The organism is Prevotella sp. AM42-24, from assembly GCF_003461825.1.
Classification (GTDB): domain Bacteria; phylum Bacteroidota; class Bacteroidia; order Bacteroidales; family Bacteroidaceae; genus Prevotella; species Prevotella hominis.
Map to the genome: position 1 here is coordinate 37,310 of NZ_QTXV01000004.1, position 12,787 is coordinate 50,096.

A 12,787-nucleotide genomic window follows, 5' to 3' on the forward strand; every position below is an offset into this window, starting at 1 on the left:
CCTGAATTCGTTTTCTAAGTTACCACTTTTTTCTGACCCTTGCAAAATTTTCGACCTAAAAATGCTCTATTTTTAAAACATATTAGTAATTTTGCACCTTATTAAATACTCTTTTCGTGCTTACACCTTATTATATAAGGAAACACAGAATGCAAATAAGAGGCATCGCGTCTAAACATAAAGACGATGATATCATAAATTTAAAATATAAAAATCATGGCAGGAATTTACATACATATCCCTTTTTGCGAAAGTCGATGCATTTACTGCGACTTTTACAGTACTACATCTCTCAAATGGAAAGATGATTATGTAGATGCTCTATGCAAAGAGATGAAACTGCGGCCAGCAATCCAGGCATTGGGCGACAACTACCCTATTGAAACCATCTATCTGGGCGGTGGCACACCAAGTCAACTGTCTAACGAACATTTGCTAAGGATTTTCACGATGCTAAAAGAGACGTATGGAGATTTGTTTACCAAGAACATGGAAATCACCATGGAATGTAATCCAGATGATGTTACACCCGACTATTGCAAGACTCTGGGGAAGCTACCAGTCAACAGAGTCAGCATGGGAGCACAGACGTTCTCCGACCAAAGACTTCAATTTCTTCGTAGGCGTCACAATACTGCTGAAGTTAAAGAAGCAGTATCTCTTCTGAGAAATACAGGAATAGAAAACATCAGTATCGATCTCATGTTTGGTTTTCCAAAAGAGAACATAGAAGATTGGAAATATGATATCCTACAAGCTTTACAATTAGGTGTAGAACACATATCTGCCTATAGTCTCATGTATGAAGAAGGAACTCCATTATACAAAATGCTGGAACAAGGAAAGATAGAAGAAATTGATGAAGAATTAAGCAGAAACATGTACGACACCTTGGTTGATATGCTTACTATTTCAGGATATGAGCATTACGAAATCAGTAATTTTGCAAAACCAGGCTACCGCTCACGACACAACAGCAGCTATTGGAACGAAACTCCATACATAGGACTGGGCGCAGCAGCACATTCCTATCGTAGAGCGCAGAATCAATCTGGAAACATGAAAGTAACCAGAAGTTGGAATGTCAATAACATCCAACAATATATCAATAGCATCCATCAAGGAATCTTACCTTCCGAAAAAGAATACCTTGACCTTGCCACACGTTATAATGATTTGATAACGACTGCCTTAAGAACAAGTGATGGCATTGATCTGGAAAAGACAGAAAAGGAATTTGGAAAATGCTATCTGGAGAAATTGCTCGACGAAGCAAACGACAAAATAAAAAGAGGACTCATGAAAATAGACAACAAGAACTATCGATTGTCTTTAACAAGAGAAGGAATTTACATTTCAGACGATATCATGGGAGATTTCATGATTGTTTAACGACAATGTTAAGCAATCATGAAATCAATATTTTGAGTTTCTCGCAATTACGAAGAAAAACTATTCTCCAATTTTTATAAATTGTGAAACACAAGGAAGCTAATTATTCCAAGGTTCCAATGTATCTAATTTTCCTGTTTTCTTATAACGCTCATAATAATATTTCTTAATTTCTTCCAAAGCTTCAGCCTCGGTCTTTTTCTTGGAAATATATGGCTTTATCATCTGCATGAGAACAAATAACAAAACAACGACGACTAAAACTATTGCCCATGATAGAATTTCACTTGTAAATCTCAGTAATGGCTGCAGCAATATACCCACTCCAACAGGAAGGATAAAACAAACCCAATCTGCAGGAGAGTCCAAACGGCCGGCTTCCATATATTCTGAGCGCAGCTTCTCAGGTGCACTTAATATCAAATGCCGCTGATGTAAATTCCAATAGTCCTCAAATTCCTTATCCATACTTAAAAGATGTTCTTTATTTAAAAAGTTAAAACAAAATAGTGTGTAACAATATATATTCTTATACAATATGCAAAGTTAGTATAAATATTCAAAAAGTCCAAATATATCTTGATATTGCATACTCAATTAAGTATATTTAACTATAATAATAGCATTTTTATTGGAAATATATAAAAAACTATGATTTCATTGTTATTACATAGAAGTATATTCATGCAATTAACAGCAATCCAATAAACTTATCCAAAAAGATGAATATGATAAAAATAGAAAAAACAAATACTATTTTTGCATATTATAAAAAAATGCCTGAAGATAAAAATCTCCAGACATTTGATTCTATTACAAAAGTTGTATTAATATTCGCGCTCAATAAGTTCCACACAGCCCAATGCCATTCTCCATTTTTCCCATCCAGCAAATGCTTTGCTACATAATTCCAGCATAGGATGGCCGTCTCCAGCGACTCCTCTGTATGGAAATATTGGTAGAGATCTATATGTCCGATAATATTCTCCAGAATATCCATCATTGTCAGTTTCAAATTTTCCATAGAGGTATTCAGTTTTAATATCATTTTTACTTCTTGATTGGGAACAACCAACTTAATACCATCAGCAAGAAGGCGATAACAGCTGGGAACTGAGAGAACAGAGACCATACCATGGTAAGCACAGAATCTGTCACAGACTTAGGGTCTATCATCGTATTACCCATCGCGTCAGTTATCATATTAGCTCCAGCCATACCCAACAATAATGCTATCAATGAACCAGAGATGGCTGTACCAAACTTTTGAGACATGGTACCAGATGAGAAGATAAGTCCGGTTGCAGATGTCCCGAAGTGTTCTGTATGATAATCAGCCACATCAGCATACATAGACCACATCAATGGTGAATAAATTCCAATTCCAATAGAAGTAAGCACAACCAAAGCTATCATAACCCAAATATAAGATGGATCCATTGGGATAAAGAAGAAGACAATGGAAAGTACCAAACAAAGTGCTGCAGCCCAGAAAAATGCCATACGCTTAGAACCAACCAAGCGAGTAAACCAAGGAGACACTCCACCAAAAATCATACAGGTAACCTCACCAAATGCCATAAAAACGGTATAATTGATAATCAGCCCTTCTACAGTCACATTACCATGCAAGCAATAATCAAACATATATCCGGCTACAGCATAGCGAAAACCATTAAAGAAATTGGTACATACAGCAATGGCCGTCATATACAACCAGGCTTTATTGTGCACCAAATCTACAAATTGATGGAAAGAGAACTTTTCTGCACGCTTAGGTTTCAGACGTTCTTTTGTCATAAGACCACAAGCCAAAGTCAGCACGGCTGCAACTACACCAAGAACAGCACCTATCACAGCATATTGATGCGCATCAGTACCACCCACCATCTTCTGCAGATATGGAAAAGAAAGCAATGTAATGAATCCCATTGCATAGGCTCCTACCATACGGAAAGAAGAAAATTGGTTGGTCTCATTGTCATCATCGGTCATTACACCCAACAAGGAGCCATAAGGAACATTTACCATGGTATATACTGCCATCATCAAGAGATATAAAGTATATGCATATATTCGTTTACCCACAGGTCCAAAATCTGGAGTATAGAGTAACAATGCAAAAATCAATCCAAAAGGAATCGCACCAAAGATTAGCCAAGGACGATAGGTACCCAAACGAGACTGAGTACGATCTGCAAGACTACCCATCAATGGATCAGTCACCACATCAAACATACGGGCAACAAGCATCAATACTGCTGCATCAGCAAATGAAAGTCCAAAAACATTAGTAAAAAACAAAGGGAAAGCAATAGACATTACCTTCCAAACTATACCACCAGCAGCAGCATCACCCAATGCGTATGCTATTTTTTCTTTTATACTTGCCATTAATTTTTATATGTTATTAAGTTATTTATAAAGTGTTAAGTATCATCATAAGATATAGGAGGCCGAGTAAAAATGCAGGAATCTATGCTATAAGATGCAGGAATCCAAGCAAAAACACTTCACCACAAAAATAGGGACTCAAACGCAGAAATTCTTGCTTGCCCACGCAAAAATAAAAGCCCTATGCCATCAAGAAAATCAAGCGACTATTGAGTAATCAACTTTTTGGGGAATTAGACGAATGATAGCGAATCAAACCTTCCATAGGAGACCTCATGATTACTCCCATTTTCATTCCTGTTTCTTCCATTGCAGCCAAGATAAACTTCTGAAAATAGAAAGCAATACTGCCTACAAATCCTACAGCATTTTCTGCCAAGGAATAAGAACATAAAATATGAGAAACAAAATCACGAAACACCTGAACCAACATCTCTTTCAAGAGTTTATACTCCTCATCCGTTAATCCAACCTTAGCATCAGCCTTACCTTGAAGTAATTCACCGACAAACGTAGAGATGGAAGCCAGGAAACGATTAGCTAAAGGTTGTCGATAAACCCTATCAATAATACCAGCATAGTCCATACCAGCCCATGCAAAGAATCTTTCCTTCACCGCAGACATGACAGGTTCACGCAATATCAATCTGAGAAAATCCTTTCCAATTGCAGTACCACTACCCTCGTCACCTAGGATGTACCCCAACGGAGGAACTCCCCGAACAATATTTACTCCATCATAGAAACAACTGTTGGAACCCGTTCCCAAGATGACAGCCACACCTTGTTCTCTTCCCAATAAAGCACGGGCTGCACCCAGCATATCACTCTCTGCTATACAAGTTGCTCCAGGAAAAGAAGTATGAAGTAAAGCCTCCATCTTCGGTTTCATGGCATCAGTAATTCCGCTACCATAGAAAAAGACCATCAGCGGACCTGCCAATGCTTCACCTATTTTATTTAAAAGAGGAACTTTCACATCCTCATCCAAAATTCGGATAATCTCATCCTCATGAAGATGATAAGGATTCAATCCCTGCGACTGGCATGTTATCAGAACACGACCATCAGTTTCCACCAAGTTCCAATCAGTTTTTGTACTGCCACTATCAGCTATCAAATACAACATACTTATATGATTAATTTGAATATTTCACTTACTACAATAATACGACAAGCACCCATATTCTAAATTCATCAGGCACTTTCTCAATGCAAAATTAAGAAAAGAAACAAATATTACCAAACAAAAAACGAAAAAGTTTATCGATTATTTTGCATTATCTCTGATTTTGAGTAACTTTGCACTCAAATATGAAATTTGTTATGAAAAAGAAAATTCTGTTTATCCTTTTATTGTTGGTTGTGTGTTTATTGCCAACTCATGCCGTGCTGAAGGAAGCTAACCTCGACACGACACTCTTCATGCTTCGTACTGAATTGACACAATACCACATAGACCTGGAAAAACAGAACAGAATGGCGAAGGCTCAGCAGCAAGCTGTCATCAAAGAGCTTATTCATATCATGATGCAAGCAGACCAGAACTCCATTATGCTCTATTCACAAAGAAATGGTTATATATTTGACTTGACCTATGCCTGCAACGAAGCTACAGAACAGTTCAGAAAATTTAAGTCTAAAGCAGCCCCATTCCGCAATATGATCAACCAAAATAATATTGAGGTGGCACGGTTTGACTCGCTCATCAACTATCTCTACGGCATGAACACCGTATTCATGAGCAAGGAAGCACAGGTGAATAGGAATGTGGATCTGACCCTTGCTGTTAATATCAGGAGGCAACTGATAGAAAAGCAACAGCAACTCAACGAATACATCAAGGCATACGATGTAACCGACAAAAAGCTGAAAGCTCTCAACGACTATGCCAATATCAGATATTCCGAAATACAAACCAGCATCTTCAATAATGGAGGAGAAAACTATTTCAAGATATTAGGCAACTTAGGCAACAACTATAGAGAAGCAAAAAGTTCAGTCACCGAGAAATACAAGCCTGCACCAGGTATGATGTCACAATGGGATGTACGCATCATCTTCATTCTTTTCGGCATCATCATTTTCTATGGACTCATTTCCGTCTTCCTCAACTTGCTGACCATTCGTTGTCTGATGACTTTCCTCATCAAGAAAGGATGGTTTGAAAGCATCAAGGAGAGTTTTATGGCCAAGCGTCCATGTATCATCATGGCAATGACCGTTGTTACCTTTGCTGCTATTTTAGGGATTATTAGAATGATTACCAAGCAGAATTTCATCATCATGGCAAGCGATTTGCTGGTGGAATTTTCCTGGTTGGTGGGTGTTATTCTCATCTCTCTCCTTCTCCGTGTAGGCAATGACCAGATCAAGAGTGCTTTCCGCATCTATTCTCCATTGATGCTGATAGGCTTCTTCGTCATTACGTTCCGTATTATCCTGATTCCAAACGATTTGGTCAACTTCATATTTCCACCTATTCTGTTGCTTTGTACTTTATGGCAGTGGAATGTCATCCAAAGACACAACAAGAAAGTACCACGTCTGGACATGATTTACACATGGATATCACTGGCAGTATTCACCGTCAGTACATTCTGTTCGTGGATTGGTTTTACCCTGCTTGCCGTACAGATCATCATCTGGTGGATGATGCAGCTTACCTGTATTCTGAGTATCACCTGTATCAAAGACTGGCTGGAGGTATATGCAGAGCGCAAGAATTTAAAGCACAAACCTATTACAAACAAGTGGTTCTTCCGCTTTATCAATAAGGTGGCTTTACCTGTAGCCGGTGTATTCTCATTTATTATTGCCATCTACTGGGCGGCAGCGGTATTCAACATGAGCGACACAACCTGGATGATTTTCAACAAGCATTATATCGACAGTGAGAATTTCTCGGCATCTCTATACAGTTTAAGTCTTGTAGCATGCCTCTACTTCCTGTTCAACTATCTGAATATCACAACCACCGATATCATGCGCCATCATTTCGAGAAGTCAGATCCGACGTCTGCAGCTTCCAAGATTATGATGTTCAAGAATGTGCTGCAGGTAGTGGTCTGGGGCATCTGGCTGATGATAGCTCTCACGATATTCCATGTAGGCAAATCCTGGTTATTGGCCATCTTCGCAGGTTTATCAACGGGTCTGGGTTTTGCATCGAAAGACATCTTGGAGAACATCTACTATGGCGTTTCCCTCATGATGGGTCGCGTGAAAGTTGGCGACTACATCATTTGTGAAGGAACCCGTGGACGCGTAAGCAGTATCAGCTATACTTCCACGATGCTGGAGGCTACAGACGGCTCCGTCATAGCATTCCAGAACTCTCAACTCTTTGCCAAGAACTACAAAAATATGACCCGAAATCATGGTTATGAGTTGGACATATTAGAAGTAGGTGTGGCATACGGTACCAACGTAAAAGAAGTTAAGAAAATACTCATTGAGGCACTCAATAAACTCGATTGCATCTATCATGAAAAAGGTGTACGCATCGTTTTGAAGAGTTTTGATGACAACTGTATCACGCTTAAGATATTAGTATGGGTCAACGTACTCACACAGTATGCAGACGATGGTATCATCATGGAATGCATTTACGATACACTCAACGAGCACAATATTGAGATTCCTTTCCCACAACGTGAAATAACAATCAAGAACGTAACGACAGAGGAATTAGGAGTCAAGAAACAAGAGTTAGGAGATTAAAATTAGATACTTTAAAATAATAAGATATGGCAACAACATTTATAGCAGGTCCATGCGTCATTGAATCCATGGAGTTACTGGAAACAGTAGCCCAGGAGTTGGTACGCATCAACCAGGAGTTGGGAACAGACATCATATTTAAGTCATCATTTGACAAGGCTAACCGCACATCTATCCACTCTTTCCGTGGACCAGGCATAGAAAAAGGCTTGCAGATGCTCAGCGATATCAAGGAGAAGTACGGCTTACGTGTACTCACTGATATTCACGAGAGCTATCAAGCAGAAGCTGCAGGTGAAGTATGTGATGTACTTCAGATTCCAGCTTTCCTCTGCCGCCAGACCGATCTATTAGTGGCTGCAGCAAAGACCGGTAAAATTGTAAACATCAAGAAAGCTCAGTTCTTGAGCGGTAGAGATATGCGCTATCCTGTGGAGAAAGCACTGGATAGCGGTGCCAAGGAAGTATGGCTTACAGAACGCGGCAACTGCTTCGGGTACAACAATCTGGTAGTTGATTTCCGTAACATTCCAGATATGAAGGAGATTGTCCCTAATGTCATCATGGATTGTACCCATAGCGTACAACGTCCAAGTGCTGGTGACGGAAAAACCGTTGGAGACCGTAAATTCGTACCAGCCATGGCTAAAGCAGCTAAAGCTTTCGGTGCTACAGGCTATTTCTTTGAAGTACACCCAGACCCAGATCATGGAAAAAGCGATGCTGCTAACATGCTGGAATTGGACAAGCTTGAAGCATTAATCGCCGATCTATTGGCTTAGTACATAACATTTCAGTTTAAGAATCATCAATCATGACAGAAAAGAACAACCATATAGAGGACAAAACCGTCCGTGCCTATGGTGAACAGGCACTTCGAGAAGAGGCACAGGCTATTCTTGATCAAATCCCTTTCCTGGACGAGAACTTCGAAAAAGCAGTTGACATGATGTACAACTGCCAGGGAAAAATCATCGTAACCGGTGTAGGTAAAAGTGGACATGTAGGAGCCAAAATAGCAGCTACACTTGCATCAACCGGAACACCAGCTTTCTATATCAACCCACTCGATGTGTATCACGGCGATTTGGGTGTAATGACAGATAAGGACGTGGTCTTGGCTTTGAGTAATAGCGGTCAGACAGACGAATTGCTCCGATTCATTCCAATGGTACTTCACATGAACATCCCAATCATTTCCATGACAGGTAATCCGAAGTCACTGCTGGCAAAATATTCCAACTTTCATATCACAGTAAAGGTAAAGAAGGAAGCCTGCCCATTAAACCTCGCCCCAACAAGTAGCACAACAGCAGCACTTGCCATGGGTGATGCCTTGGCTATTGCGCTGATGCAGGTGCGCCATTTCCAACCTCGTGATTTTGCGCAATTCCATCCAGGCGGTGAGTTAGGAAAACGATTGCTGACAACTGCAGAGGATGTCATGCGAAGCGACGATTTGCCTATTATTCCTAAGGAAATGCATCTCGGTGAAGCTATCATCCATGTAAGTAAGGGCAAGTTAGGATTAGGAATATCGCTCGATGAGGAAAAGAAGGTCATCGGATTGATTACCGATGGTGACATCCGTCGTGCTATGGAGAAATGGCAGGCAGAATTCTTCAACAAGACTGTGAGCGACATCATGACAATTACTCCGAAGATGGTAAATCCAAACACCAAAATCTCCGAGATACAACGCATCATGCACAAGTACAAGGTTCATACTGTACTCGTAGTAGATCAGGAAAACCATCTCATGGGAATCGTCGATCATTATGCTTGTATGATATAGGAGGTTTAGGAACGGATTACACTTTTTTACATGGAGGATTCCTTTTGTAAGGGATTCTTTCATGGGTTATTGATTTTAGAGGTTATTGATTAATAAGATGAGATATTTATTATTCATTGCGACATTGTGGCTGTCTTGTTCGCTGTGCAGCGCACAGACAAGCGATTCATTGATCGTAAATCAGCTTCGCGGGAAAGGCATCCGCTTTTCTCACGATAATTCTGTTACACTTCTGATGAGCGGTCAGGAGAAATTTGATGATATGTTCCAGGCTATCCGACAGGCCAAACATAGCGTACACTTGGAATACTTCAACTTCAGAAATGATAGTATTGCCGGACTTCTTTTTGATCTGCTTGGCGAGAAAGTCAAGGAAGGTGTCAAGGTAAGGGCACTCTATGATGGTTTCGGAAATGCTTCCAACAATCAACCGCTCAGAAAGAAGCACCTCAAAAAAATACGCAATATGGGCATCGAGATTTATGAATATAAACCGATGAAATTCCCATGGGTACATGGAGTGTTCAACCGTGATCACCGAAAGATTGTAGTCATCGACGGACAAATCGCCTATACAGGTGGCATGAACGTTGCCGACTATTATATAAAAGGTACAAAGGTAGTGGGTGAATGGCACGACATGCATTGTCGCATTGATGGTAGTGAAGTGAATACCCTGCAGAAAATCTTCCTCAAGATGTGGAACAAAGTAAGTGGACAAAACATACATGGTGCAGAATACTATCGGGCAGCCAAAAAGGACTATCTGGTAGAGAATCTGAAACCAGACACTACCGCAACAGCCTATCATAAGATGGTGGGCATCATCAACCGTGAACCGCATATTTCCAAGGACATCATCCGATACTTCTACGTGAATGCCATCAATGATGCCCAAGACAGTATCAAAATCATCAGTCCCTACTTCACTTTAAGCCGCAAATTGAAGAAAGCATTAAAGAATGCGGTAAAACGAGGAGTGAAGGTTGAGATTATGCTCAGTACAAGGAGTGATATACCGCTGACACCCGACTGTGGATTTTATAATGCCCATAAGTTGATGAAAGAAGGTTGCAATATCTGGATGTACACCCCGGGCTTCCATCATACCAAGATCATTATGGTAGATGGCAGATTCTGTACAGTGGGCAGCGCCAACCTCAATGCGAGAAGTCTTCGTTGGGATTATGAGGAAAATGCAGTTATCATCGACCCACATACAACCCGCCAGCTTGTAGATCTATTCGATGGCGAGAAGAAAGATAGTTTCCTGCTCAATGAGAAAAATTGGCGGGAATGGAGAACAGGCTGGCAAAGATTCAAAGGATGGTTTGCAGCCAAACTGCTGACACCTTTTTTATAAATTCCTAACAAGGAGAAAAAACAGAGATATAGAATGAAAGAAGAAATGAAGAAACAACAAATAGGCAGACAAGCACCAGCGTTTGCTATAGTAGAAAGCAACACATTGGCAGTAATGGGACTCAGGCAATTGCTCGAGTCTGCCATCCCCTCTGCACAAATTCAGGCATTTGGTACATTTGGTGAATTGCAAGCTTCCAATCCAGAGCATTTCATCCACTTTTTTGTATCTATGCATATTGTACTCGCTAATCGAAATTTCTTCTTGAATTTTAAACATAAGACCATCGTCCTCACTCCCAGCAATGATCCTATGTCACAACTGAATGATTTCCATTGTCTTTGCGTCAATGTATCAGAAGGAATACTCATCAAAGAACTCATCAGTTTACAAAAAAAAGGACATCCTCATGGAGAGTATTTGCCAGAAACATTGGAGCATACACAGGAAAAAACACTCACCGACCGGGAAATTGAGGTACTTTCATTGGTGGCAAAAGGAAAGATTAACAAAGAAATTGCCGACCTCCTATGTATCGGATTGACAACTGTGATAACACATCGAAAGAATATTCAAGAAAAATTAGGTATCAAATCGGTATCTGCTCTTACCATTTATGCTGTCATGCACGGTTTTGTGGATATCAATCATATATAAGACATCATTATAAGTAGGTATCACCTGTAAAAGAGACAATAAAACCTCCCATCATTTTTTTGATAGGAGGCTTTATTGTGTATCTTCAATACCTAAAAATAGGGATAGTAAGAATCTATCCAAGAGCTTTCTATTGAAAGAATTATAGTTTGACCGTTGAAATATCCACGAGATTATTCACTATCGCATAGATTGTAAGACCTGCAGGAGAATGAATCTGAAGCTTTCGTGCTATATTTCTTCGATGCGTAATCACTGTATTAATAGAGATATAGAGATGATCAGCTATCTCCTTATTGGTCATACCTTGAACCAAAGCTACAATGACATCCTTCTCGCGATCACTCAGCTGTTCGTCATTCTGTGGAGTCTGGGAAATCATATTAGAAATCTTCGCACTTACATCATTCTGCTTCAACTTCCGCTCTGCATTTCTTACGGCAGGAATAAAGATTTCCTCCTCGACTTCAGAGTGGTGCTTGAGCCATTCCTCATTATTATATATATCATAAAGCGTAGCACTGAGTTGATTATTGTGCAACCCATCAGAAGGAAGATATTTGATGATGATATTTTTTAATTCCTTAAGTTTCTGGTCCACCTGAACATGATGCTTGGAGAACGTTTCTATATTGAAATCAGCAAGTGGATTACCCTCTATAAGTGACTGAACATAAGGGAAAACCGATTTTTCTTCATACTTCATATGGTTGATAATACTATGAGCATATTCATCATAAAGTTTGAGGATGAGACGCGCTAAATTGTCATTTTCATCCAAAGCCTCAACCAATTCCTTACGGATGAAAGGTAATTGAAAATCAATATAATATGCATGAGAAGCCTTAAGATAATGCAACAAAGTTGACAAGGACAAACGTTCAGCATTATCATACTCCTTATATCCATTCATTGCGAAATTAACTACAGCCAAGAAAGTATAAGTATCCACTCCCTGTTCCGCGCATACCTCTTCTACCGTCTTGTCGCCGAATCCCAGATTGATGCCGAAGCTACCAAGACTCTGCAAGATGTTATAATTGTCTCTAATGATGCTGATCATCTTATCATCAGCTTCATACATCTTTTGATTTTTCATCTTTGTCACCTATTTTGAAAACATTCATAATGTCAAGTATCCCAACAGCAAAACTCTCATTCTGCTATTCGGCGGCAAAGATACAAAAAAACTCTGAAACATGCAATACCTAAAAATGGGGATGCCAAAGTTTACCGATTTTTAGGTATTGCAAGTTTTTTTAAAACTCCGTACCTTTGCACCCGAAATCAGAATAGTGCGGTGATGCTTGCCACTCCCGAGTGGATAGTGCTGTATTCCTATATATATAAGGATAACCCACTTGAAGTCGAGACCGCAAGCAGACAACCGCACTTTTCTTTTCATTTCATTCCAACTCTATATATTAGGTTAGGATGATAAGGAAAAAGATTATAAAGATAAC

General features: G+C 39.7%; 11 protein-coding genes. 6 read left to right on the top strand and 5 right to left on the bottom strand.

Annotated elements, in window-relative coordinates; genetic code table 11:
- Positions 1-216: 216 nt before the first annotated feature.
- Positions 217-1,392, top strand: a complete 1,176-nt coding sequence (hemW, locus tag DW917_RS02380) for a radical SAM family heme chaperone HemW (protein ID WP_118116130.1) — start codon at positions 217-219, stop codon at positions 1,390-1,392.
- A gap of 99 nt (positions 1,393-1,491) precedes the next feature.
- Here the strand turns inward: hemW and DW917_RS02385 are convergent, their stop codons facing one another.
- The 4 genes from DW917_RS02385 to DW917_RS02400 form a co-directional block, all read right to left on the bottom strand.
- A complete protein-coding gene (locus DW917_RS02385) occupies positions 1,492-1,860 on the bottom strand; it encodes a hypothetical protein (protein WP_118116132.1) in 369 nt (122 codons plus the stop codon).
- Between the two features lie 298 nt (positions 1,861-2,158).
- Entirely contained in the window at positions 2,159-2,416 is a 258-nt protein-coding gene (locus tag DW917_RS02390; protein WP_147344101.1) for a hypothetical protein, read from the bottom strand.
- A 26-nt stretch (positions 2,417-2,442) separates the two neighbouring features.
- A complete protein-coding gene (locus DW917_RS02395; RefSeq protein WP_118116136.1) occupies positions 2,443-3,786 on the bottom strand; it encodes an MFS transporter in 1,344 nt (447 codons plus the stop codon).
- 217 nt (positions 3,787-4,003) lie between these two features.
- Positions 4,004-4,915 carry an ATPase gene (locus DW917_RS02400; RefSeq protein ID WP_118116138.1) on the bottom strand — a complete coding sequence of 304 codons (912 nt, stop codon included), beginning with the start codon at positions 4,913-4,915 and terminating at the stop codon, positions 4,004-4,006.
- A gap of 197 nt (positions 4,916-5,112) precedes the next feature.
- Between DW917_RS02400 and DW917_RS02405 the strand changes: the two genes are divergently transcribed.
- The 5 genes from DW917_RS02405 to DW917_RS02425 all read left to right on the top strand — a co-directional run bounded on the left by DW917_RS02405 (position 5,113) and on the right by DW917_RS02425 (position 11,324).
- Positions 5,113-7,509: a mechanosensitive ion channel domain-containing protein gene (locus tag DW917_RS02405; RefSeq protein ID WP_118116259.1), complete on the top strand. Its 2,397-nt coding sequence runs from the start codon at positions 5,113-5,115 to the stop codon at positions 7,507-7,509.
- Positions 7,510-7,535: 26 nt separating this feature from the next.
- Positions 7,536-8,291, top strand: a complete 756-nt coding sequence (gene kdsA, locus DW917_RS02410) for a 3-deoxy-8-phosphooctulonate synthase (RefSeq protein ID WP_022110973.1) — start codon at positions 7,536-7,538, stop codon at positions 8,289-8,291.
- Positions 8,292-8,323: 32 nt separating this feature from the next.
- Entirely contained in the window at positions 8,324-9,304 is a 981-nt protein-coding gene (locus DW917_RS02415; protein WP_118116140.1) for an SIS domain-containing protein, read from the top strand.
- A gap of 97 nt (positions 9,305-9,401) precedes the next feature.
- Positions 9,402-10,667, top strand: a complete 1,266-nt coding sequence (locus DW917_RS02420; protein ID WP_118116143.1) for a phosphatidylserine/phosphatidylglycerophosphate/cardiolipin synthase family protein — start codon at positions 9,402-9,404, stop codon at positions 10,665-10,667.
- A gap of 33 nt (positions 10,668-10,700) precedes the next feature.
- The gene (locus DW917_RS02425; RefSeq protein WP_118116145.1) at positions 10,701-11,324 is read left to right on the top strand and encodes a LuxR C-terminal-related transcriptional regulator; all 624 of its coding nucleotides are present in this window, start codon (positions 10,701-10,703) and stop codon (positions 11,322-11,324) included.
- A gap of 142 nt (positions 11,325-11,466) precedes the next feature.
- Here the strand turns inward: DW917_RS02425 and DW917_RS02430 are convergent, their stop codons facing one another.
- A complete protein-coding gene (locus DW917_RS02430) occupies positions 11,467-12,423 on the bottom strand; it encodes a LuxR C-terminal-related transcriptional regulator (protein WP_118116147.1) in 957 nt (318 codons plus the stop codon).
- Between the last annotated feature and the right edge of the window lie 364 nt (positions 12,424-12,787).